The 21,891-nt window shown below is 56.0% G+C and carries 22 protein-coding genes; 10 read left to right on the forward strand and 12 right to left on the reverse strand.

Annotated elements, in window-relative coordinates; genetic code table 11:
• From AC4PCC_RS11595 to betI, 4 genes are all read right to left on the reverse strand, one after another.
• Positions 1 to 273: a hypothetical protein gene (locus tag AC4PCC_RS11595; protein WP_492124611.1), complete on the reverse strand. Its 273-nt coding sequence runs from the start codon at positions 271 to 273 to the stop codon at positions 1 to 3.
• Positions 274 to 1,068: 795 nt separating this feature from the next.
• Positions 1,069 to 2,739 (reverse strand): choline dehydrogenase, encoded by a 1,671-nt coding sequence (gene betA, locus AC4PCC_RS11600; RefSeq protein WP_492124612.1) that lies wholly within the window; start codon positions 2,737 to 2,739, stop codon positions 1,069 to 1,071.
• A gap of 43 nt (positions 2,740 to 2,782) precedes the next feature.
• Positions 2,783 to 4,240 carry a betaine-aldehyde dehydrogenase gene (betB, locus tag AC4PCC_RS11605; RefSeq protein WP_492127503.1) on the reverse strand — a complete coding sequence of 486 codons (1,458 nt, stop codon included), beginning with the start codon at positions 4,238 to 4,240 and terminating at the stop codon, positions 2,783 to 2,785.
• Positions 4,241 to 4,266: 26 nt separating this feature from the next.
• Complete coding sequence (betI, locus tag AC4PCC_RS11610) at positions 4,267 to 4,863, reverse strand: transcriptional regulator BetI (RefSeq protein ID WP_492124613.1); 597 nt, start codon at positions 4,861 to 4,863, stop codon at positions 4,267 to 4,269.
• 677 nt (positions 4,864 to 5,540) lie between these two features.
• Between betI and dtpA the strand changes: the two genes are divergently transcribed.
• Positions 5,541 to 7,022, forward strand: coding sequence for a dipeptide/tripeptide permease DtpA (gene dtpA, locus AC4PCC_RS11615; protein WP_492124614.1), 1,482 nt, complete (start codon positions 5,541 to 5,543; stop codon positions 7,020 to 7,022).
• A gap of 120 nt (positions 7,023 to 7,142) precedes the next feature.
• Here the strand turns inward: dtpA and pdxY are convergent, their stop codons facing one another.
• From pdxY to anmK, 5 genes are all read right to left on the reverse strand, one after another.
• The gene (gene pdxY / locus AC4PCC_RS11620) at positions 7,143 to 8,003 is read right to left on the reverse strand and encodes a pyridoxal kinase PdxY (protein ID WP_067703632.1); all 861 of its coding nucleotides are present in this window, start codon (positions 8,001 to 8,003) and stop codon (positions 7,143 to 7,145) included.
• Between the two features lie 65 nt (positions 8,004 to 8,068).
• Complete coding sequence (gene tyrS, locus AC4PCC_RS11625) at positions 8,069 to 9,343, reverse strand: tyrosine--tRNA ligase (protein ID WP_492124615.1); 1,275 nt, start codon at positions 9,341 to 9,343, stop codon at positions 8,069 to 8,071.
• Between the two features lie 133 nt (positions 9,344 to 9,476).
• A complete protein-coding gene (pdxH, locus tag AC4PCC_RS11630; RefSeq protein ID WP_492124616.1) occupies positions 9,477 to 10,130 on the reverse strand; it encodes a pyridoxamine 5'-phosphate oxidase in 654 nt (217 codons plus the stop codon).
• A 62-nt stretch (positions 10,131 to 10,192) separates the two neighbouring features.
• Positions 10,193 to 10,504, reverse strand: coding sequence for an MliC family protein (locus AC4PCC_RS11635; RefSeq protein ID WP_492124617.1), 312 nt, complete (start codon positions 10,502 to 10,504; stop codon positions 10,193 to 10,195).
• A gap of 53 nt (positions 10,505 to 10,557) precedes the next feature.
• Positions 10,558 to 11,673 (reverse strand): anhydro-N-acetylmuramic acid kinase, encoded by a 1,116-nt coding sequence (gene anmK / locus AC4PCC_RS11640; protein WP_492124618.1) that lies wholly within the window; start codon positions 11,671 to 11,673, stop codon positions 10,558 to 10,560.
• 286 nt (positions 11,674 to 11,959) lie between these two features.
• On the opposite strand from anmK, the gene slyB reads away from it, so the two are divergent.
• The gene (gene slyB, locus AC4PCC_RS11645; protein WP_067703743.1) at positions 11,960 to 12,427 is read left to right on the forward strand and encodes an outer membrane lipoprotein SlyB; all 468 of its coding nucleotides are present in this window, start codon (positions 11,960 to 11,962) and stop codon (positions 12,425 to 12,427) included.
• Positions 12,428 to 12,464: 37 nt separating this feature from the next.
• On the opposite strand, the gene slyA is transcribed toward slyB, so the two are convergent.
• Positions 12,465 to 12,908, reverse strand: coding sequence for a transcriptional regulator SlyA (slyA, locus tag AC4PCC_RS11650; RefSeq protein ID WP_304439236.1), 444 nt, complete (start codon positions 12,906 to 12,908; stop codon positions 12,465 to 12,467).
• A 136-nt stretch (positions 12,909 to 13,044) separates the two neighbouring features.
• Here slyA and AC4PCC_RS11655 point away from each other — a divergent pair, with 136 nt between their 5' ends.
• The 3 genes from AC4PCC_RS11655 to AC4PCC_RS11665 are packed head-to-tail and all read left to right on the forward strand — an operon-like array spanning position 13,045 to position 16,161.
• The gene (locus AC4PCC_RS11655; RefSeq protein WP_067703620.1) at positions 13,045 to 13,281 is read left to right on the forward strand and encodes a DUF1656 domain-containing protein; all 237 of its coding nucleotides are present in this window, start codon (positions 13,045 to 13,047) and stop codon (positions 13,279 to 13,281) included.
• 4 nt (positions 13,282 to 13,285) lie between these two features.
• Positions 13,286 to 14,143 (forward strand): efflux RND transporter periplasmic adaptor subunit, encoded by an 858-nt coding sequence (locus AC4PCC_RS11660; RefSeq protein WP_492124619.1) that lies wholly within the window; start codon positions 13,286 to 13,288, stop codon positions 14,141 to 14,143.
• Positions 14,140 to 16,161 carry an FUSC family protein gene (locus AC4PCC_RS11665; RefSeq protein ID WP_492124620.1) on the forward strand — a complete coding sequence of 674 codons (2,022 nt, stop codon included), beginning with the start codon at positions 14,140 to 14,142 and terminating at the stop codon, positions 16,159 to 16,161. Before AC4PCC_RS11660 ends, AC4PCC_RS11665 begins: the two co-directional genes overlap by 4 nt.
• Positions 16,162 to 16,229: 68 nt before the next feature.
• Here the strand turns inward: AC4PCC_RS11665 and AC4PCC_RS11670 are convergent, their stop codons facing one another.
• The gene (locus AC4PCC_RS11670) at positions 16,230 to 16,469 is read right to left on the reverse strand and encodes a DUF1289 domain-containing protein (RefSeq protein ID WP_067703613.1); all 240 of its coding nucleotides are present in this window, start codon (positions 16,467 to 16,469) and stop codon (positions 16,230 to 16,232) included.
• Positions 16,470 to 16,701: 232 nt separating this feature from the next.
• Here AC4PCC_RS11670 and eptA point away from each other — a divergent pair, with 232 nt between their 5' ends.
• The 5 genes from eptA to rnt all read left to right on the forward strand — a co-directional run bounded on the left by eptA (position 16,702) and on the right by rnt (position 21,468).
• The gene (eptA, locus tag AC4PCC_RS11675; protein ID WP_492124621.1) at positions 16,702 to 18,333 is read left to right on the forward strand and encodes a phosphoethanolamine transferase EptA; all 1,632 of its coding nucleotides are present in this window, start codon (positions 16,702 to 16,704) and stop codon (positions 18,331 to 18,333) included.
• Positions 18,334 to 18,432: 99 nt separating this feature from the next.
• Positions 18,433 to 19,023 (forward strand): TetR/AcrR family transcriptional regulator, encoded by a 591-nt coding sequence (locus tag AC4PCC_RS11680; RefSeq protein WP_492124622.1) that lies wholly within the window; start codon positions 18,433 to 18,435, stop codon positions 19,021 to 19,023.
• 43 nt (positions 19,024 to 19,066) lie between these two features.
• Positions 19,067 to 20,170 (forward strand): alkene reductase, encoded by a 1,104-nt coding sequence (locus AC4PCC_RS11685; protein WP_492124623.1) that lies wholly within the window; start codon positions 19,067 to 19,069, stop codon positions 20,168 to 20,170.
• A 135-nt stretch (positions 20,171 to 20,305) separates the two neighbouring features.
• On the forward strand, positions 20,306 to 20,713 hold the full coding sequence (gene gloA, locus AC4PCC_RS11690; protein WP_492124624.1) for a lactoylglutathione lyase: 408 nt from the start codon (positions 20,306 to 20,308) through the stop codon (positions 20,711 to 20,713).
• Between the two features lie 104 nt (positions 20,714 to 20,817).
• On the forward strand, positions 20,818 to 21,468 hold the full coding sequence (rnt, locus tag AC4PCC_RS11695; RefSeq protein ID WP_067703599.1) for a ribonuclease T: 651 nt from the start codon (positions 20,818 to 20,820) through the stop codon (positions 21,466 to 21,468).
• A gap of 46 nt (positions 21,469 to 21,514) precedes the next feature.
• Here rnt and AC4PCC_RS11700 read toward each other — a convergent pair whose 3' ends face one another.
• Entirely contained in the window at positions 21,515 to 21,853 is a 339-nt protein-coding gene (locus tag AC4PCC_RS11700) for a Grx4 family monothiol glutaredoxin (protein WP_492124625.1), read from the reverse strand.
• Between the last annotated feature and the right edge of the window lie 38 nt (positions 21,854 to 21,891).

The raw sequence follows: 21,891 nt of genomic DNA on the forward strand, positions 1-21,891 counted from the left end.
TTAGTTGTTTGGGCTGCAATACTTGCGATACCGGTGGATAATCCCTGTGCTTGTCGGTTGTTGTGTCGGCTGCAATACCTGCGATACCGGTGGATAATCCCTGTGCTTGTCGGTTGTTGTGTCGGCTGCAATACCTGCGATACCGGTGGATAATCCCTGCGGGTGCCGGGCGTCCTCACGCCACGCTCCGCGTGGTGCCTTTGGCTCCGACTCCAGGCCGGACGGCCCGGTCGCGAGCGGGCATCCCTGCCCGCCGCTCCCTGAGGGCAGCATCCCTGCTGCCCTCGCCTGGCCTTCCGTCTGCGCCGCAGCGCTGCGGAATGCCCGTCACCCGCAGGGATTATCCACCTCTCAGGCTGCTGAGCTGCTTTGAGTAAAACCGTTTAGCTCTCCGCAGGTATCATCAGCACGACTTCCAGTTAAGCCCTATTAACACTCGGGCTTTGTAGCCCGCCCGGCCCACTAGCAGGTAATTTAATAATGTGCATTTGATAGCGCCTGCCCAGCCGATGGCTCTGAGTCTTTAACACAAAGATTTTCTTATTTGCAGGGTTCTTCCTCTTCCAAACCAGCCTAAAGAGTTTATGTAACCCCCGGAACCGCTCCTACCCGCAGCCAGCACAATGCAATAAGCAGACGGGTGGGGCCCGGTGACAGGCAATCCGCAGCGCTGAGCGCAGAGAGGAAGACCCGGATGGGCCAGCAGGGATGCTGGCACAAGGGCATGTCGGGACAGGGATGTCCCGTCATACCCGGTCCGGAAAGTCGACGAACGAAGCGAAGGAACCGCGCAACGCGCGGCGTGAGGACCGCCAGGCACCGGGCACCACCCGTTGGCGACAGCACTTAGCTTTCAGCGAGCCAGGCACCGGGTCCCCCCCGTCGGCGATAGCACTTAACGTTCAGCGCGCCAGGCACCGCGCCCGCCCCGTAAGCGACGGCACTTAACCTTCAGCGCGCCAGGCACCGTACCCCACCCGTAAGCGACGAAACTTAACCTTCAGCGCGCAGGTAACATTTATCCGGGCTGTCGTGCACCGGGCCTCTGGCCCGGCTTACAGAAGGGGATTAATCCTGCTCAGCTTCCGCTTTCTCACGCTTAAGCTGGTAATACTCGGCAGTGGAAACGCTCAATGGCGCCCGGCCCCGGATCAGATCGGCCATCTTCTCGGCGATCATTACCGTCGGCGCATTCAGATTACCGGTAGTAATCTGCGGCATAATTGAAGCATCGACCACGCGGAGATTCTGCATTCCGTGCACGCGCCCTTCTGCATCCACAACGGCCATCTCATCGTTACCCATCGCGCAGCTTCCGCACGGATGATAAGCCGTTTCAGCATGATCGCGGATAAAGGCGTCAATCTGCTCATCGCTCTGCACGGCGGCACCCGGCTGGATCTCTTCACCACAGTATTCTGCCAGCGCGGACTGACGCATAATATCGCGCGTCAGACGAACCGCACTGCGAAACTCTTCCCAGTCCCGCTCTTCGGACATGTAATTAAAGAAAATTGACGGCGCAGCATACGGATGCCTGGAGGTCAGCTTCACGCGTCCCCGGCTCTTTGAACGCATTGGGCCAACGTGAGCCTGGAAGCCGTGCTCTTTAACCGGGCTGCTGCCATTGTAGTTAATGGCGACCGGCAAAAAGTGATACTGCAAATCCGGCCAGTCCGGCTTATCATCGCTGCGGATAAACCCACCCGCTTCGAACTGGTTGCTCGCGCCAATGCCGGTGCCTTTAAACAGCCACTCAGCACCGATAGCAGGCTGATTCCACCACTGGAGCGATGGATAGAGGCTGACCGGCTTTTTACAACGGAACTGCATATACACTTCCAGATGGTCCTGCAAATTGCGTCCCACGCCCGGCAGAGCATGCACAACCGGGATATCCAGCTCGCGCAGCCACTCTTCCGGACCAACGCCAGAGCGTTGCAGGATCTGTGGAGAAGCAATTGCACCGCCGCACAGCAGAACCTCACGCGTGGCCTCAGCCTGCTCCTCTTTACCGTTACGCAGCCAGCAAACGCCCGTCGCCGTTTTGCCGCTAAACAAAATCCGATCGGTCTGTGCATGGGTAATGATGGTCAGATTGGAGCGCTGTTTCGCCACGTCCAGATAACCGCGCGCGGTGCTGGAACGCCGACCCTGCGCAGTCACGGTTCTGTCCATCGGGCCAAACCCATCCTGACGATAGCCATTCAAATCGTCTGTCTCGTGGTGCCCTGCCTGCTTCGCGGCGTCAATAAACGCCCGGAACAGCGGATTGTTGCCCTTTTTAGGGGTCGTAACGCTCAGATAACCGTCGCCGCCGTGGTAGTCATTTTCACCGATATCGCGCTTTTCCGCCTTGCGGAAGTACGGCAGGCAGTTGAGATAGGACCAGTTCTCCAGCCCCTCTTTTTTTGCCCAGTTATCGTAATCCATCGCGTTACCGCGAATGTAACACATGCCGTTAATCAGTGAAGAGCCACCCAGCCCTTTACCGCGTCCGCACTCCATGCGGCGGTTATTCATTTTAGGCTCTGGATCGGTTTCAAATGCCCAGTTGTAGCGTTTACCCTGTAGCGGGTAAGCTAAAGCGGCTGGCATTTGGGTACGGAAGTCCAGGCGATGGTCTTTCCCGCCAGCTTCCAAAAGCAGTACCGATACGTCAGCATCCTCAGTCAGTCGCGTTGCCAGCACATTACCTGCTGAACCCGCCCCAATAATAATATAATCAAATTTCTGCATTAAACCTCCAGATAGCCGCGGCCATACCGGCCGCGGCAATAAATCAGAATGCGGACGGATAGTCGCCCATTTCAATCAGGATCGATTTGGTGCGCGTATAATGGTGCAGCGTTTCCAGCCCATTCTCACGCCCAACGCCCGACTGTTTGTAGCCACCCACCGGCATCGGAGCCGGTGATTCACCCCAGCTGTTTACCCAGCAGATGCCCGCCTCAAGCTGATGAATAACGCGATGTGCACGGTTCAGCGAGGTGGTAAACACGCCTGCGGCCAGGCCGTACTGCGTATCATTAGCACGCCCGATGACTTCTTCTTCGTCATCAAAGGCCAGGATGCTCATCACCGGACCGAAGATCTCTTCCTGTACGATGCGCATATCGTCGCGACAGTCGGTAAATACCGTTGGCTCAACGTAGCAGCCTTTTGCCATCGCTCCTTCGGTAATGCGTGAGCCGCCGGCCAGCAGGCGTGCGCCCTCTTCTTTACCAAGATCGAGGTAAGAGACCACTTTCTGGCAGTGCTCTTCGCTCACCAGCGGACCGAAGTTGACCTCCGGGTGGGTCGGATCGCCAATATGGATCCCCGCGACCTTCTCTTTCAGACGCTGTTCAAAAGCCGGCAGCAGCGAACGCTGTACGAACACGCGCGTACCGTTGGTGCATACCTGACCGCTGCTGTAGAAATTGGCCATCATGGCACCATCCACCGCACGTTCAAGGTCGGCATCGTCAAACACGATCAGCGGCGATTTCCCACCCAGTTCCATGGTGACTGACTTCAGGTTAGCCAGCGCCGCATCCGCCATCACGCGCTTACCGGTATTCACTTCACCGGTGAAGGAGACTTTTGCGATCCGCGGATGCTGGCTCAGACCCTGACCGACTGCACCTGCCCCCTGAACCACGTTAAATACGCCATCGGGAAGGCCTGCTTCGGTGAAAATTTTCGCCAGCTCGAGTACGCTGAGAGGAGTAACCTCGCTTGGCTTAAAAATCATCGCATTGCCAGTGGCCAGCGCCGGGGCGCTTTTCCACAGTGCGATCTGAATCGGGTAGTTCCATGCACCAATACCGGCACATACGCCCAGCGGTTCGCGGCGGGTATAAACCAGCGCGCTGTCACGCAGGGGGATGGATTCACCTTCCACCGCTACCGCCAGACCCGCGTAATACTCCAGCACGTCAGCACCGGTCACGATATCGACGGCGGTAGTTTCGCTAAGCGGCTTACCGGTATCGGCGGTTTCCAGTTCGGCCAGCTGCTGATTGCGATCGCGCAGCAGCGCAACCGCTTTTAACAGCACGCGGCTGCGTTCAACAGGCGTATAACCGCGCCAGATGCGCTGGCCGGCCTCTGCCGTGCTGACCGCACGATCAATATCCTGCTGGCTGGCCGAGGTAATTTCTGCAAGAACCTCACCGTTGGCGGGATTGATGGTGGTAAATGTTTCGCCATGACCCGCTTCTTCGCGGCCATTAATGTAAAGTCCACGGCGTTGCATATCTGCCATACCTCCTCCTTAGGGGGTTAGTCTGCCGGGCGGTTAAGCCACAGCGCGAGATTGTGATAACAAAGCGCACGGGCTTTCTCGATGCCCTGCGTCATTGGCTGTGGCGCAAGCGTCATGCGAAGCCACAGTCCATCTATTAATGCGGCCATGCTGGCCCCTGCGTCGCGGGCCTGCTGTGGGGGCAATACCCGGGCAAACTGCGCCGTCAGGTTGGAAAACAGCCGCCGGTCGTTAATACGTTGCAAACGTTGCAGATCCGGCTGATGCAGGCTGTTAGTCCAGAACGCCAGCCAGGTCTTCAGCACCGGAGCAGTAACCTGAGAAACATCGAAGTTACCGTCAATGATTGCCCTGATTTGTGCCTCAGGCTGCGGTGAGGCCTGCTGCCGGTGCGTTTCCACCGCCAGATAAAGTTCATAAAGTATCCGCCGCATACAGGCATCCAGCAGACCGTTTTTGTCACCAAAGTAGTGGCTGACAATTCCGGTCGATACGCCGGCTTCTTTGGCAATCAGGGCCAGACTGGCGTCGGCCAGCCCTACCCGATCAATCACCGTCAGCGTTGCATGGATCAGCTGCGCCTGACGAATCGCTTTCATTCCAACTTTTGGCATGGCTTGATTAGTTTCAACGATTGAATAGAGGTAATTGTAACGTTTTTATATTGAACGTTCAATCAATAAAAATGCCCCTGTCGCATATTTATTACCCTGAGAGATATTAGCAGCACAAGCCAGGGTTAAAAGCGCATGGCTGGCGGATAGTGAAAATATCGGCCCCTCTGTGCGCCCTTATTCCTTCCCTTAACGGCGGCTACGGTGAGTTATTTTGATGATATTATTAACGTGCATTTAAGTGATCTATGTCATAAATAACAGCCCGCAGGTCAGCCCGATGCTGCCTTCGGAGTGATTTTGTCTATTAATATCCGGTTAAACTGCGTTTTACAGAGTTTTATATTGGTTAATATTCACTCCATACTATATTAATCTGACTCAGACGAACAGGAGAGTGTTCTGCAACAGAAGTAAACGATCGTCTCATTTAAGCAATTAATACTAATATTTTGCTTTATAACGATATATAACCCCAAAATGCACGACTTACACCCTATTCTCATTCTGTGTCACACTCCATGAACAACAGATGAAAAAAGACTTGCCTGAGACCTGCTGATCGGCGAAATTAACCGCCGCTTTTCCCATCTTATAACCATGCGGCGAATGCCCACTTAACTCTGATGGCGACTTAATTTTCCGGTCGAATCAGGATTTGAAATTCAGAGGTATCAGTGTCAACTGCAAACAAACATTCAGAGGCCATCAGCCTCAATGCATTTAAGCAACCAGGATCGTTTTACCTGATTTTTTCAATTGAGCTTTGGGAACGTTTCGGCTATTACGGCCTGCAAGGCATTATGGCGGTCTACCTGGTTAAAATGCTGGGTATGTCTGAAGCCGGTTCCATCACGCTGTTCTCCTCTTTCAGCGCCCTGGTCTACGGTCTGGTCGCCGTGGGCGGCTGGCTGGGTGATAAGGTGCTGGGGACCAGGCGCGTGATCGTGCTCGGTACGCTGGTTCTGGCGCTCGGTTACGCCCTGGTGGCCTGGTCGGGCCACGATGTGTCGATGGTCTATATCGGTATGGCGACCATCGCTGTGGGTAACGGCCTGTTCAAAGCGAACCCCTCCTCCCTGCTCTCCACCTGCTATGAGAAGGACGACCCGCGTCTTGATGGCGCGTTCACCATGTATTATATGGCGATCAATATTGGTTCGTTTTTCTCCATGCTGGCTACCCCCTGGCTGGCGGCGCATTACGGCTGGAGCGTGGCTTTTTCGCTGTCGTTCGTCGGAATGCTGATTACGCTGGTTAACTTTATGCTGTGCCGAAAATGGGTGAAAAACTATGGTTCTAAACCTGACTTCGCCCCCCTGCATATTGGTAAGCTGCTGGCCACGCTGGTCGGCATCGCGGTGTTGATCGCGATGGCTACCTGGCTGCTGCATAATCAGGGTATTGCCCGGGGCGTGCTGGCCGTCATTGCTATCGGTATCCTGCTGGTCTTCGCCAAAGAGACGTTTGCGCTGAAAGGGGCGGCCCGCCGCAAAATGATTGTAGCCTTATTGATGATGGTTGAAGCGGTCGTCTTTTTTGTCCTTTATATGCAGATGCCGACCTCGCTGAACTTCTTTGCCATTCGCAACGTCGAACACAGCATTCTGGGCATCGCCTTTCAGCCCGAGCAGTTTCAGGCGCTGAATCCCTTCTGGATTATGCTGTTCAGCCCGCTGTTAGCCGCGCTCTACAATAAGATGGGCGATCGCATGCCGATGCCGCATAAGTTTGCCTTCGGCATGCTGCTCTGCTCTGCGGCCTTTCTGGTGCTGCCGCTGGGCGCCAAATTTGCCAGCGAGCTGGGTATTGTCTCGGTCAACTGGTTAATTCTGAGCTACGCCCTGCAAAGCGTGGGGGAACTGATGATCTCGGGTCTGGGTCTGGCGATGGTCGCGCAGCTGGTGCCTCAGCGCCTGATGGGCTTTATCATGGGTTCCTGGTTCCTGACCACGGCGGGTGCCGCGATGGTCGCCGGTAAAGTGGCCAACCTGATGGCGGTGCCGGGCGATATTACCGATGCCCATCAGTCACTACAGGTTTACGCGCATGTGTTTATGCAAATCGGGATTGTGACCGGGGTTATCGCAGTATTGATGATGCTGATTGCGCCGAAGCTGAATCGCATGACGCAGGGCGTAGAGTCAGAGGCGAAATAAACGCGCCGCTGACGGCTACGATAAGGGCGATAGCAGCGGTTATGCGTCCTTCCCTCTTTAAGGGCGATACCGGGTATCGCCCTTTTTTGTGTCTTTCTGGCAGCCAGACTGCACGTGCTGCTAGAGTTTGACCGCCTCGAAAAGCTGCTGCGGATGGGCTATGCCCTCCTGCGCCGCCACCAGCTGTAGCTCGTATTCGCCCATCTCATGGGTTTTCAGCATCACCGCATAGACCGCGGCAGTGACATGCTCCAGCGCTTCCCGCAGCGGCTTACCGTGCAGCAGGTCCACCAGCAGCAGACCACTGGTCAGATCGCCAACGCCGACCGGCTGACGCACGCCAAAATCCACCAGCGGACGGCTGATATGCCAGGCCTCGCTGGCCGTCACCAGCAGCATTTCAAACCGATCGCTGCGCAGCCCCGCGCGCGCCAGATGTTTGACCAGCACCACTTTCGGCCCTTTAGCGACAAGCTCGCGTGCGCTGGCGACGGCCTGCTCCAGATTGGCCACTGTGTTTCCACTGAGCATTTCCAGCTCCAGCAGATTAGGCGCGATAATATCGCTGGCGGGCAGTGAAGACTGCGTATGAAATTCAGCCACGCCGGGGGCAACAATGCAGCCTTTCTCCGGATGCCCCATCACGGGATCGCAGAAGTACCAGGCGTCAGGATTCGCCGCTTTCACCTGGCGAACGATGTCGAGGATCTCTTCGCCCTGCTCTGCCGAGCCAAGATAGCCGCTCAGCACGGCGTCACAGGTTTTCAGGCGATCGATTTCGGCGATGCCCTTCACAATATCGGTCAGATGGGTGGCGGGCATCACCATACCGGTCCAGTGTCCATACTGGGTATGGTTTGAGAACTGGACGGTATTAAGAGGCCAAACGTTTGCGCCCATACGACGCATAGGGAATTCAGAGGCGCTATTGCCCGCATGGCCGAACACGGTGTGCGACTGAATCGAAAGAATATTTTTCATAGCAGAACCCAGACAACCTTACCAAAAATAAAGGCCGATCAGAGAGACCGGCCAGGGGAGCGTTTTTATTTCCAGACAATCAGACTGTAATTCTTCTTGCCGCGGCGCAGCAGGGTAAACCGGTCGAAGAGGCGATCCTGGTCAATAAAAGCATACTCTGCGCTAAGTTGGATCTCACCGTTGATGCTGACCGCTTTTGAGTCAATCAGCTTGCGGGCCTGACCGCGAGACGGGGCAAGTTCACCGTCCACCATCGCCTGTTGCAGATCCTGACCGCGCTCAAGGGAGATAATCGGCATGCCATCCTGCGCCAGCTGCTCAAAATCGGCTTCGGTCATATCACTCAGCGCACCGGAGAACAGGCTTTTGGTGATGCGCTGTGCGGCCGCCAGGCCTTCCTCACCGTGCACCAGTCGGGTGACCTTTTCAGCCAGCACATACTGCGCACGCGGCGCTTTGCCGCTCGCTTTATCTTCCTGCTCCAGCGCATTGATCTCTTCAATGCTCATAAAGGTGAAGAATTTCAGGAAGCGATAAGCATCGGCATCCGCGGTATTGATCCAGAACTGGTAAAACTTGTACGGGCTGGTTTTCTTCGCGTCAAGCCAGACGGCCCCACCCTCGGTTTTACCGAATTTGGTGCCGTCTGCCTTGGTGATAAGCGGAACGGTCAGGCCAAATACCTGGTTCTGATGCAGACGACGCGTGAGGTCGATGCCTGAGGTGATATTCCCCCACTGATCGGAGCCGCCAATTTGCAGCGCCACGCCGTAACGCTCATTCAGGCAGGCGAAGTCGTAGCCCTGTAGCAGGTTATAGGAGAACTCGGTAAAGGAGATGCCCTGATCGTCACGGTTCAGACGCTGCTTAACGGCTTCTTTGTTGATCATCTGATTGACCGAAAAGTGCTTGCCGATATCGCGCAGGAAGGTCAGCACGTTCATGCTGCCAAACCAGTCGTAGTTATTCGCCGCGACTGCGCTGTTCTCGCCGCAGTCAAAGTCAAGAAACGGCGCGACCTGATGACGGATTTTATCAACCCATTCATTCACGGTTTCGGCCGTATTCAGTTTGCGTTCGTCAGCCTTGAAGCTGGGGTCGCCGATCAGGCCGGTCGCGCCACCCACCAGCGCAACCGGGCGGTGACCCGCGTCCTGAAAGCGCTTCAGGCAAAGCAGCGGCACCAGATGGCCCAAATGCAAGCTGTCTGCGGTGGGATCAAAGCCGCAATAGAGTGCGACTGGCCCCTGCGCCAGACGTTCCGCTAACGCCTCTTCATCCGTTACCTGGGCAACCAGGCCCCGCTCTTGCAATTGTTTAATCAGGTTACTGCTGTCCATCTGAGGCTCCATGTAGAAACGTCGGTACCTTACTGGTACACCGCTTTCCGCTGACGTGCGGAGAAAATTAAGGCCTATAGAATAAAGCCCTGACGCACTCTGTACCAGCGCTTAACGGGATTATTTCGTCGCTTCAGGGCGCCAGACGGTCGATTTTCCAGCCCGCTCCGTCTCGCTGGTAGAAAAAGCGATCGTGCAGGCGATGTTCGCCCCCCTGCCAGAACTCCATTGAGTTAATGGTGATGCGATATCCACCCCAGAAGCTGGGGAGGGGGATTTCGCCCTGCTGAAACTTCTGCTTAAGCTCAAGGAACTTACCCTCCAGCACGCCGCGTGCGGAGATGCGACTCGACTGTTTCGAGACCCATGCGCCTATCTGGCTTTCGCGCGGTCGGCTGTGGAAGTATTTCATCACCTCCAGCATTGACAGCTTTTCTACGCTGCCGAGCACCATGACCTGTCGCTCCAGCATATGCCACGGGAACAGCAGGCTGATGCGCGGGTTTTGCGCCAGCTGATGCGCCTTGCGGCTGCCCAGATTGGTATAGAACACCATACCCTGCGCATCCACATGCTTAAGCAGCACGATACGCTGATAAGGCTGACCCTGCTCGTCCACTGTTGCCACGCTCATGGCCGTCGGATCGGGAAGCCCGGCCTCAACGGCCTGGTTCAGCCACTGTTCAAACAGGGCCAGCGGGTCGGCAGGCAGATCCTTACGACGCAGGCCACCGCGGGTGTATTCGCGGCGCAGATGGGAAATTTGCTGAAGATTATCGTTGTTCATCGCTCAGACTCGGCTGGCAGGAAAAGGAGTGTGTGCGCTTTATCCTGCTGAATATTAATGGACTAACTGCCGGACAGGCGGCAATCGTTGATGATAAGTTTACCGTTTCGTTCGATAAACGCCTCATCCCCTTTGGACCAGAACGTATAGGTGCCATCGCTGTAGCGCGTACCGGAGGCCGCCACCTGCTGTTTAAGCGTGACCGGATTGCCGTCCAGTATCAGGTTCACTTCCTCCCGCGCATTATCCAGCACTACCGTTAGCGGCAGAGTTCCGCAGGTGTAGTGCAGGGTTTTCTGCTCATCCGGACGGGCATGAAACATGCTACAACCCGATAGCAGGACCAGAGTAAAGCCCGGAAGCCACTTTTTCACAGGATCTCCTAATTTATCGTCTGTTTACGCCCGGCTAAAATACCGGGAGATCATCATTCGGCCCGGCTGGCAGGGAAAATAGCGCCGATAACCGACGCAGCGCGCGCGCCGGTCACCGAAGGCAGATTGCCTGGCTGACCGGAAAGCGTGCGGTAAGCCAGCCAGGCAAAGGCCAGCGCCTCCATATCATCCCCGGGGATACCCGCTTCGTCAGTGGACATCACCTGTGTACCGGCCAGATGTACCGCAAGCCGGGTCATTAGCAGCTGATTACGGCTGCCGCCGCCGCAGACCATCAGTCGCTCGCAGCCGCCACTGAGCATTACCTGTTCCGCGATGGTCAGCGCCGTCAGTTCGGCCAGCGTAGCCTGTACATCCTGTGGCTGAACGCCGGGAAAAGAGGCAATATTTCGCTCAATCCAGCCCAGATTAAAATACTCTCTGCCGGTCGATTTTGGCGCGGGCAGGGAAAACCACGGATCGCACATCATCTGCTGAAGCAGCGGTAAGATCACGCGGCCACTACCGCCCCAGGCGCCGTCTTTATCATAGCCCACCCCGCGCTGACGCCAAATCCAGGCATCAAGCAGCATATTGCCTGGCCCGGTATCGTAGCCGCCCACCGCCCGACCGGGGATCAGCAGAGACAGATTGGCGATGCCGCCAATATTCAGCACCATGCGGCGTTCGCCAGGATGCATCAGCACGGCCTGGTGAAAGGCGGGCACCAGCGGGGCCCCCTGCCCGCCCAGCGCCATGTCACGTCGGCGAAAATCCCCAACTACCGTAATCCCCGTTGCGGCGACGATCTGGTTGTTATCGCCGATTTGTAGCGTGTTCGGCGCATCGCCCCCCGGCTCATGCCAGACGGTTTGCCCGTGGCAGCCGATGGCAGTGATATCGTCTTTTTCCAGCCCCTCACGCTTCATCAGTGTATTTACGGCTTCGGCAAAGAGGCGGCCGAGTCGGGTGTCAAGCTGCCCAAGCTGTGAAAGACTGAGCGCCTGTCCCTGACATATCGCCAGAACCTGCTGGCGCAAATCGGCCGGAAAGGGGTGGCAGTAGCTGGCCTGCTGCGCCACCATCTGCTGGTCAATGGCCGCCAGTACAACATCAACGCCATCCAGGCTGGTACCGGACATGACACCGATATATCGTCCTGACTTCATCTTTTCTGGCCTTACCCACGGTGGGTTAATGGAGAATCATGGATACAGACTCGCAAAAATAGCCCGGCAATTCTATGATTAACTGTGCGATTTTACGTAAGCCCGCGACGCGGGCGTCTGTTTTGGTCTTCTGCGTTTGATTGATTTCTGGTTTAATTTGCCTGGGCTACGCTCTTATGCAGTTTTTTTTCCAGAAATAGCAACCGGGCGTGGCTTGTGCCATATAATAATGTTATCGATTGCTGCCCAGTGGGTGCGGCAGGTAAATAAGAATGGAGTTTTAACGATGATAAAGCGTTTATTAATCGTGGCACTGACCGGTGTGACATTAGCAGGATGCACCAATACTGATACGCTGTCCGGTGATGTTTACAGCGCCTCCGAAGCGAAGCAGGTTCAAAACGTGACCTACGGTACGCTGGTTTCCGTAAGACCGGTTCAGATTCAGGGCGGTGATGACAGCAATGTGATTGGTGCCATCGGCGGTGCCGTACTGGGGGGCTTCCTCGGGAATACCGTGGGTGGCGGTGCCGGTCGTAGCCTCGCGACCGCTGCAGGTGCCGTTGCCGGCGGCGTAGCCGGTCAGGGCGTGCAGGGTGCGATGAACAAGTCGCAGGGCGTTGAGCTGGAAATTCGCAAAGATGATGGCAACACGATCATCGTTGTGCAGAAGCAGGCCGCAAGCCGCTATGCCGTGGGTCAGCGCGTATCCATGGCGTCAAACGGCAGCCAGATCACCGTTTCCCCTCGTTAAGAAGCACGATGAAAAAACCGGCAGTTGCCGGTTTTTTTTATTCGTCGCGGTTTTGCAGTTCGAGAATATTTTTCTCAAGCCGGGCTATCAGCGTCACCAGCTTTTCCACTTCCTGCGAAGAGATACCGGATAAAATATCATCCCGCGTGGCGTCAATCACATCCTCAACCTGACCAATAATGGGCGCCGCTTCGGTGGTTAACTTAATGCGTTTGGCCCGTCGGTCGCTGGCACAGGTCGTGCGGGTGATTAAGCCTTTTTCTTCCAGCTGGTCGAGGGTACGTACCAGCGAGGGCTGTTCAATACCAATCGCTTTCGCCAGTTGAATCTGCGACTGCTCGGGTGGAAGCTGATGAATATTGTGCAGCGTAACCCAGTGTGTCTGTGTGAGCTCAAGCGGCTTAAGGCGCTGATCAATCAATGAACGCCATATGCGTACTAATCGTGCGAGATCCGTTCCCAGGGGTGTATCCAATTTCATCTCCTTATAATTAGCTTGCTACCTATCAAGCTTGATTCTAGACTATTCTGCGAGTTTACAGGACAAATTACAAATTCATCATCGTAACCGTGGTTTCCCGGTTCACCCGTGCGGATCCAGAAGGAAGACTTAATCCGTGAGCAACGTGCTATTTACCCCGACATCGCCGCTGACTGACTTACTGTTCGGCGCTTCTCTCTACTTTCCTCCCCTGTTTAAGGCCGTGCTGCTCGGCTTTTTCATCTGGCTGCTGCTGCATCCCCTCCTGAGGGACTGGATGTACTCGGGGGAGATTTGGCACCCCACCCTTCTGGATCTTTCTCTTTTTATTTTGTGCGTCAGCGGCTCGCAGTGGCTGCTGATCGCCTGGTGACACCATGAAACTTGGCACATTAAAATATTTCTCTACCCTGATCTTTTTTGCCGCCGCCCTGTGCGCTGGCTGGTGGCTGTGGAACTACTATATGCAGTCGCCCTGGACCCGAGACGGCAAGGTCCGCGCAGAGCTGGTGAACATTACGCCGCAGGTTTCAGGACGCATTGAACAGCTGTGGGTCAGGGATAATCAATACGTCACCCGGGGCACCCGGCTGATGACACTGGACGATAAGCCTTATCGCATCGCCGTCCTTAACGCCGAAGCGGAGCTTGCAAAGGCGCAGTCCGATCTGTTGAAAGCCCAGCACGAGGCACGTCGCCGCGCCAGCCTGCCGCATAATGTTATCTCCGCTGAAGATCTGGATGCCGTTAACCTGAACGCCCAGGCGATGGCGGCCAGTGCCAAAGCGGCTCAGGCGGAGCTGGATCGGGCAAAATGGAACCTGGCGCAGACGCAGATCCTGGCGCCAGCGGACGGCTGGGTAACCAATCTGACCGTGCGCCCCGGCAACTATGCCACCAGCGGTACGCCGGTGTTTGCCATGGTAGACAGTCACTCTTTTTATGTCGTCGGCTACTTTGAAGAAACCAAGCTGCGGCATATTCGTCCCGGCGACAAAGCCTCTATCCGCCTGTACAGCGACGATCGCCCCCTTACTGGCGTGGTTGAAAGCATCGGACGGGCAATCTATGACCAGAGCGTGGAAACGGACAGTGGACTGGTAGCCGACATCAAACCTAACGTCCCCTGGGTTCGTCTGGCCCAGCGCGTACCGGTTCGCATTCATCTGACCGCGGTTCCAGCGGATTTGCCGCTGGTCGCGGGCACAACCTGCACCCTTTCCATCCAGCCATGAATCTGCGCTGGCTGGAGTGGCAGCAGCTGCCGTGGATCAAAGCCACCGGCGGGCAGTGGCGCTATGCGTTGCGTAACAGCATTGCCATGTGTCTGGCGCTCAGCATTGCTTACGGACTGGATCTGGATGAACCCTACTGGGCAATGACCTCCGCTGCCGTCGTCAGCTTCCCTACGGTGGGCGGCGTCATCAGTAAAAGTCTGGGGCGCATTGCCGGTAGCCTGATCGGCGCGGGGGCCGCGATGCTTATTGCCGGGCATACGCTCAACGAGCCCTGGCTGTTCTCGCTGTCGATTGCCGCCTGGCTGGCCCTCTGCACATGGATCGCGAATCACTATCAGAATAACGTTGCCTACGCCTTTTCGCTGGCGGGCTATACGGCGGCGATCATCGCCTTTACCACGGTCAATATTACCGATATTACCCAACTGTGGAATATTACCCAGGCGCGCGTTTGCGAAGTCATTTCCGGCATTCTGTGCGGGGGGCTGATGATGATGATCCTGCCCAGCACCTCCGATGGCGACACGCTGATCACCTCGCTCAGGCAGATGCATGACCGACTACTGGAACACGCCGGGCTCCTGCTGCAACGCGAAACGACCGATAACGTGCGCAGCGCCCATGAAAAAGTTATCGGCCAGATCCTGACGCTTAACGTATTGCGCATTCAGGCCTTCTGGAGTCACTATCGCTTTCGACGGCAGAACAACGTGCTTAACTATGTTCTGCACCAGCAGCTCAGGCTGACCAGCGTGATTTCCAGCCTGCGGCGCATGCTGCTGAACTGGCCGGACGCGCCCCCCGGGCTGTTCAGTGCCCTGCAACAGTTGCTAAACGAGCTGGCAAAGTCAGACTGTGACAAATTTCGCCTGGCGCGCATTCTCCAGTCCGCCGCGCCTGCCGACCCGGCGGATTATCGCCATCACGCTTTCTGGCATCGTCTGCGCTACTTCTGCTGGATGTACCTGAATATCAGCCGCTGGCTGCGACAGTTTGAGCATGCGGATAGGGATGCGCGCCTTTCCCCCCCTCCCGTCCCCTCGCTGGCGCGTCACACGGACAGCGCAGAGGCGGGCTGGAGCGCCTTCCGTACCTTTGTGGTTATTGTTCTCGGCTGCGCGTTTACGATCGCTACCCAGTGGGAATCGGGCGAGGCGGCACTGACGCTCGCGGCAATCAGTTGCGTGCTGTACTCCTCGGTGCCCTCACCGGCCAGCAGCGTCTCGCTGCTGCTGAAAACGCTGCTGTTGCTGAGCGTGTTCAGCTTTGTCATAAAATTTGGCGTTATGGTGCAGATTGATGTGTTGTGGCAGTTTTTGCTGCTGCTTTTCCCCCTGTTGATTACGCTACAGCTCTTTAAGCTCCAGCAGAAGGAGCGGGCCGCGCTGTGGGGCCAGCTGATTGTGTTTATGGGATCCTTTATCTCCGTCACCAATCCCCCCTCCTGGGATTACCAGCAATTTATCAATAATAACCTGGCGAAAGTGTGCGGGGTGATGCTGGCATGGCTGGCTTTTCAGATCCTGCGCCCCAGCTCGGATAAGCGACGCAGTCGTCGTCATATTCGCGCGCTGCGCCGCGATTTTCTCGATCAGCTCAGCCGTCGCCCCCGACTCAGTCAGAACCGCTTTGAGTCGCTTATCTACCATCGGGTGAACCAGCTGAGTGCCAGTCGCGACGAAAATGCCCGGCTGTGGCTGCTGCGCTGGGGGGTGGTGCTGCTTAACTGCTCACATATTCTCTGGCAGCTCCGGGAGTGGCAAACCGCGTCGGCTGGCTTAAACCGGGAGCGGGAGGCAACACTTCAGGATTTGCAGAGCATAATCAGCGCGCGCGGCGTACGCCATCGCTCGCTGGCTGAGACGCTCGCCGGCCTGGAAGAACGCGTTACCACGCTGGCGGCGGAGGGCGGGCGGGAAGAGACGGTGCTGGCGGGGATTATCTGGCGCCTTTACTGCTCACTTTCACAGCTACAGCAGGCCCTGCCTGAACAGGCCAGTGCCAACAGCGCATAAGCTTACGGAACAGGTAGCCTCTGCCGCCGCCTGCCTGCAGGGAAGATGTCCGCCCGAAATATTCCCGCTCAGAATAATGTGGGTTGTTCAGGCTCGTCGGGTTCGTCACGTTTTCCGGCGCGCTGCGCGCGTAAATAGCGCTGACGACAGAGGCGCAGCACCTCGCGCTTCTGCGCGTCGCTCATCCGTCCCCAGTTGAAGCGTTCGTCGCGGCTGCGCAGGCAGCCTGTGCAATACCCCAGCCGGTCTGCCTGGCAAATACCCCGACACGGCGAGGGAACGGGAAAGAGTTCCAGCTGTTCTGACACCGCACCTCCTGATGATAAACCTGTCTCAATTGAAGATCGGTTATCGCAGCTTCGCAAGCAGCGGGAAAAAAATAGTCGTAAATCTGATGTTTTTCGCGATATTCCCGGTCCAGTCTGCCAGAATGCTAACGCCACTTTTTATGCCGGGCCTTGTTATCGCTGGATATTAGTTAAGGTTTCACTAAGTTTGCAGCGATATTATCCCGGCAGTTTAATTTGTTATCGGATAATCATGAAACTCCTGTCCCGGTTACGTTGTAACGAAAATGCATTTAATATCTACGCTGCGCTTTTTTTTACCGTCGTGCTTAATGCCGTTTTTATGAGTCATGCCTGGGAAACCATCCCGTATATCACCCTGCATGACTACCTTTTCGCGGCGACGCTGCCGCTGGTGCTGTTTTGTGCCTTCCTGTTCATTTTCAGTCTGATCGCGCTGCCGTGGATACGAAAACCGTTAGTAGTGGTGCTGGTGCTGGCCAGCGCGGCGGCCAACTACTTTATTTACAGCTTTGGTACCGTCATTGATACCAATATGATTCAAAACGTTTTTGAAACCGACGCTCAGGAGGCGACCGCTCTCTTCACCCTGCGCTATATGGTATGGATGGCAGCCTTTGGCCTGCTCCCGGCGGCAATTTTTACCCTGGTACGTATCAGCACCCGCCGCCCTGGCTGGATGAATGCGGTGCATCGCGTGGTCACTGCCCTCGCGTCGGTTGTTATTATCCTGCTGGTGGCTGCGCTGTTTTATAAAGACTACGCGTCGCTTATTCGTAATAACAAAGGGCTGGTCAAGATGATTACGCCTGCCAACGTTATTAGCGGCGTCAGCCACTATGCGGATAATCGCTGGTTTGCGGGCGATCAAAAGCTGGTGAGAATCGGCCTGGACGCGCACAAAGGCCCGCTAATTAAGGCGGAGCAAAAGAAAACGCTGGTGGTGTTTGTCTTAGGCGAGACGGGCCGCGCCGAAGACTTTTCGCTTGGCGGCTATGCCAGGGAGACCAATCCGAAGCTGGCGCGTGATAATGTCATCTATTATCCCAATGCCAGCTCCTGCGGCACGGAAACCGCTATCTCCGTGCCCTGCATGTTCTCCAATATGCCGCGCGCCCACTATGACGCCAGTCTGGCCCATCACCAGGAGGGCGTACTGGATATTATGGCCCATGCAGGCGTTAACGTACTGTGGCGCGAAAATGACGGCGGCTGCAAGGGTGCCTGCGACCGCGTGCCGCATACCGATATGACGAAATGGAAGGTCAGTGAACTGTGCCGGAGCAATTTTTGCCTCGACGACGTGCTGCTTCACCGCCTGAATAACTATATCGACAGCGTAAAGGACGACACGGTGATTGTGCTTCATCAGATGGGTAGCCACGGCCCGGCCTACTATCAGCGCTATCCCGCAGAGATGCGCCGGTTTACGCCCACCTGCGACAGTAATCAGATCCAGGACTGCGATCATCAGGCGCTGGTTAATACCTACGACAATTCGATCCTCTATACCGACTCGATGCTGGACAGCACCATCACCCTGCTAAAGTCGTGGAGCAGCAAATACAATGTGGCGCTGGTTTATCTCTCCGATCACGGTGAATCGCTCGGCGAGCATGGCATGTATCTGCACGGCACACCCTACGTTTTTGCGCCCAGCCAGCAAACTCATATCCCTTTCCTGCTGTGGATGTCAGACGACTATGCCCGCACCTATGACATTAACCAGACCTGCCTGCGGCAGAAAGCAAAGTCTGACGCGGTTTCACAGGATAATATTTTCCACACGCTGCTGGGGATGATGAATGTGCAGACCCGTGAATATCAGCCGACGCTGGATATGGTAAAAGCCTGTCAGTCTTAACGTTTGCGCGGGGGCGGATAAATCATTCCCTGCCCCCGCCTGCGGATCGGACGTGCAGTCAGGTTTGTAACAGACCGATCGGTCTGTTAAGGTAGAAAGATGAAAACGGCCCGACATGACACACGTGAACATATCCTGACCACTGGCGAAGCGCTTTGCGTGCAGCGCGGCTTTAACGGTATGGGACTGATTGAGCTGCTGAAAGTGGCTGAGGTGCCTAAAGGGTCGTTTTATTACTATTTCCCCTCGAAAGAGGCTTTTGGCGTGGCCATGCTGGAGCGTTATTTTGCGGCCGGACATGCTCACCTGCGCGATGCGCTTGACGCACAACCGGGCAATCAGCGACAGTCCGTGCTGGATTATTATCATCATTCCCTGACCCGCAGTCAGGAGATGGGTTTTACCGGCTGTCTGTCAGTGAAGCTTTCTGCCGAAGTTTGCGATCTCTCTGAACCGATGCGTAATGCACTGGATGCGGGCTCAAAGGCGCTGATATCTACCCTGGCGGGTGCGCTTGAGCGTGCCGTACACCAGGGCACACTGTGCCTTGACTATCCCGCCAGAGACTGTGCACAAAATGTCTATACGCTCTGGCTCGGCGCAAGCCTGCAAAGCAAAGTTTCCCGCGACAGCGCGCCACTCTTCAGTGCGTGGCAGGAAATGAAAAGAATGCTGCCCGCGCCCGCTTAAAAAAAAACACCTCAACTAGTCGACCGGTCTACCAGGAGTAATAATGGAACTTAAGACGCTTTTTACCCCCTTAAAAACCGGCGCGATTACCGTGTCGAACCGCGTGTTTATGGCACCGCTGACGCGTCTTCGCAGTATCGAGCCGGGTGATATTCCTACCCCGCTGATGGGCGAGTACTATCGCCAGCGCGCCAGCGCTGGCCTTATCATCACCGAAGCGACCCAGATCTCCGCTCAGGCAAAAGGCTATGCGGGCGCGCCGGGTTTACACTCATCTGAACAGATTGCAGCCTGGAAGAGTATCAATCAGGGTATCCGCGATGAGGGCGGCCACAGCGCCGTTCAGCTGTGGCATACCGGCCGCATCTCTCACACCAGCGTACAGCCCGGTGACGAGGCCCCGGTCTCCTCTTCAGCTATTAATGCCGATACCCGTACTTCATTACGTGATGATACCGGCGCGACCATCCGCGCGGCGACCTCCACGCCCCGTGCACTGACGCTGGATGAAATCCCGGGCATTGTGAATGATTTCCGTCAGGCGGTCATCAACGCCCGTGAAGCGGATTTTGACCTGGTGGAACTGCATTCTGCCCATGGTTATCTGATCCATCAGTTTCTCTCCCCGGCTTCTAATCAGCGCGCGGATGGCTACGGCGGCAGCGTAGAAAATCGTACCCGCTTTGCGCTGGAAGTGGTGGATGCAGCGATTGCGGGCTGGCGCGCCGATCGTATCGGCATCCGCATCTCCCCGCTGGGTCCTTTTAATGGACTGGACAATGGAGAAGATCAGGAAGAGGCGGCGCTGTACTATATTGGCGAACTGGCCAAACGTAAGCTAGCCTACCTGCATATTTCCGAACCTGACTGGGCAGGCGGCAAGCCTTACAGCGAGGCGTTCCGCAAGGCCATTCGCGCCGTCTATCCGGGAGTGATCGTCGGTGCCGGCGCCTATACGGCGGAGAAAGCCGAAACGCTGATTGAGCAGGGGCTGATAGATGCGGCTGCCTTTGGCCGCAGCTATATCGCCAATCCCGACCTGGTGGCGCGACTAAAGTCCAGCGCGCCCCTGAATGAGCCTCGCCCGGAGACCTTCTACGGCGGCGGCGCTGAGGGTTACACGGATTACCCTGCGCTCGGGGATTAAGGCTTTAGCCTCAGGGCTGCCTGGATTACGTCCGGCTGCGAACGCCGCTATACTGAATATTTACCGTTGTCGGATGATAACGCTTACCACATATTTACCGTTATCGGATGATAACGCTTACCACAAGAGGATGTTATGCGCTTACTTCACACTATGCTCCGCGTTGGCGATTTGCAGCGTTCAATAGATTTTTACACCAACCTTCTGGGCATGCGCCTGTTGCGCACCAGCGAAAACAAAGAATACAAATACACGCTGGCTTTTGTGGGCTATGAGGAAGAGAGCGAAGGGGCAGTGCTTGAGCTGACCTGGAACTGGGGCGTTGAAAAATATGACCTCGGCGATGCTTATGGTCACATCGCGCTGGGCGTTGATGACGTTGCCGCCACCTGCGATCGCCTTCGTAAAGCAGGCGGCAGCGTGGTGCGTGAAGCCGGCCCGGTAAAGGGTGGCTCAACCATTATCGCTTTTATTGAAGATCCGGACGGATACAAAATCGAGCTGATTGAGAACAAGCACGCCGGCCACGGCCTGGGTAACTGATACCCGCGGGTGCTTTCGGGCACCCTCTCCCCCTCTTCCCCTGCTGCATCCCGTACTGAAATTTGCCATAATACGCGCTGCATTTTTTCGCCTGTGAGATCCTGATGTCTGAATCGAACGAACTTAACGCCCTGAGCAGCCGTTTTCGCGGTTTTTATCCGGTGGTCATTGATGTGGAAACCGCCGGGTTTGACGCTAAAACCAATGCGCTACTGGAAGTCGCCGCCGTCACGCTGAGAATGACTGAGGATGGCTGGCTGGAGAAAGACGAAACGCTTCACTTCCACGTTGAGCCGTTTGAAGGATCTATCCTGATGCCAGAAGCACTGGCGTTTAACGGCATTGACCCCGGCAATCCGCTGCGCGGCGCGGTCAGTGAATATGAGGCGCTGCATGCCATTTTCAAGATGGTGCGTAAGGGCATCAAAGAGCGGGGCTGCAATCGCGCCATTATGGTGGCCCATAATGCGACCTTTGATCTTAACTTTATGAATGCGGCGGCGGAGCGGTCAGGCCTGAAGCGTAATCCGTTTCATCCCTTCGGGACCTTTGATACCGCTGCGCTGAGCGGGCTGGTGCTGGGACAAACGGTGCTGGCTAAAGCCTGCCTCGCGGCCGGTATGCCTTTCGATAGCAGCCAGGCGCACTCCGCGCTGTACGACACCCTGCAAACCGCCGATCTGTTCTGCGAGCTGGTTAACCGCTGGAAGCGACTGGGTGGCTGGCCGCTGCCCATTGCCGACAGCGAGGCATAAAAAAAGCGGGGATCGTCGATCCCCGCTTTGCAAACCCAGCGAAAACTTACTCAGCCGCGTCAGACGGATATTTTTGCACCGTCTCTTTAATTAGCTGCAACAGTTCACCGCGCTGATACATCTCGATGATGATATCGCATCCGCCCACCAGCTCACCGTCGATCCACAGCTGTGGAAAGGTCGGCCAGTTAGCGTATTTAGGCAGCTCGGCACGAATATCCGGGTTCTGCAGGATATCAACATAGGCAAAACGTTCGCCACAGGCTGACAGCGCCTGAACGGCCTGTGCTGAAAAGCCACAGCTTGGCAGTTTCGGAGAACCTTTCATATACAGCAGAATCGGGTTTTCTGCTATCTGGCGCTCAATTTTCTCAACAGTACTCATAAATGCCTTCCTATAACGGATACTTCGTGTTTATTTAT

Source organism: Erwinia sp. L03-1 (assembly GCF_058686115.1).

What these genes read in the sequence shown, in the direction of transcription:
- AC4PCC_RS11595 (WP_492124611.1), bottom strand. Translation starts at nt 273, where the DNA reads ATGCTGCCCTCAGGGAGCGGCGGGCAGGGATGCCCGCTCGCGACCGGG.
- betA (WP_492124612.1), bottom strand. Translation starts at nt 2,739, where the DNA reads ATGCAGAAATTTGATTATATTATTATTGGGGCGGGTTCAGCAGGTAAT.
- betB (WP_492127503.1), bottom strand. Translation starts at nt 4,240, where the DNA reads ATGCAACGCCGTGGACTTTACATTAATGGCCGCGAAGAAGCGGGTCAT.
- betI (WP_492124613.1), bottom strand. Translation starts at nt 4,863, where the DNA reads ATGCCAAAAGTTGGAATGAAAGCGATTCGTCAGGCGCAGCTGATCCAT.
- pdxY (WP_067703632.1), bottom strand. Translation starts at nt 8,003, where the DNA reads ATGAAAAATATTCTTTCGATTCAGTCGCACACCGTGTTCGGCCATGCG.
- tyrS (WP_492124615.1), bottom strand. Translation starts at nt 9,343, where the DNA reads ATGGACAGCAGTAACCTGATTAAACAATTGCAAGAGCGGGGCCTGGTT.
- pdxH (WP_492124616.1), bottom strand. Translation starts at nt 10,130, where the DNA reads ATGAACAACGATAATCTTCAGCAAATTTCCCATCTGCGCCGCGAATAC.
- anmK (WP_492124618.1), bottom strand. Translation starts at nt 11,673, where the DNA reads ATGAAGTCAGGACGATATATCGGTGTCATGTCCGGTACCAGCCTGGAT.
- slyB (WP_067703743.1), top strand. Translation starts at nt 11,960, where the DNA reads ATGATAAAGCGTTTATTAATCGTGGCACTGACCGGTGTGACATTAGCA.
- slyA (WP_304439236.1), bottom strand. Translation starts at nt 12,908, where the DNA reads ATGAAATTGGATACACCCCTGGGAACGGATCTCGCACGATTAGTACGC.
- AC4PCC_RS11660 (WP_492124619.1), top strand. Translation starts at nt 13,286, where the DNA reads ATGAAACTTGGCACATTAAAATATTTCTCTACCCTGATCTTTTTTGCC.
- AC4PCC_RS11665 (WP_492124620.1), top strand. Translation starts at nt 14,140, where the DNA reads ATGAATCTGCGCTGGCTGGAGTGGCAGCAGCTGCCGTGGATCAAAGCC.
- eptA (WP_492124621.1), top strand. Translation starts at nt 16,702, where the DNA reads ATGAAACTCCTGTCCCGGTTACGTTGTAACGAAAATGCATTTAATATC.
- AC4PCC_RS11680 (WP_492124622.1), top strand. Translation starts at nt 18,433, where the DNA reads ATGAAAACGGCCCGACATGACACACGTGAACATATCCTGACCACTGGC.
- AC4PCC_RS11685 (WP_492124623.1), top strand. Translation starts at nt 19,067, where the DNA reads ATGGAACTTAAGACGCTTTTTACCCCCTTAAAAACCGGCGCGATTACC.
- gloA (WP_492124624.1), top strand. Translation starts at nt 20,306, where the DNA reads ATGCGCTTACTTCACACTATGCTCCGCGTTGGCGATTTGCAGCGTTCA.
- rnt (WP_067703599.1), top strand. Translation starts at nt 20,818, where the DNA reads ATGTCTGAATCGAACGAACTTAACGCCCTGAGCAGCCGTTTTCGCGGT.
- AC4PCC_RS11700 (WP_492124625.1), bottom strand. Translation starts at nt 21,853, where the DNA reads ATGAGTACTGTTGAGAAAATTGAGCGCCAGATAGCAGAAAACCCGATT.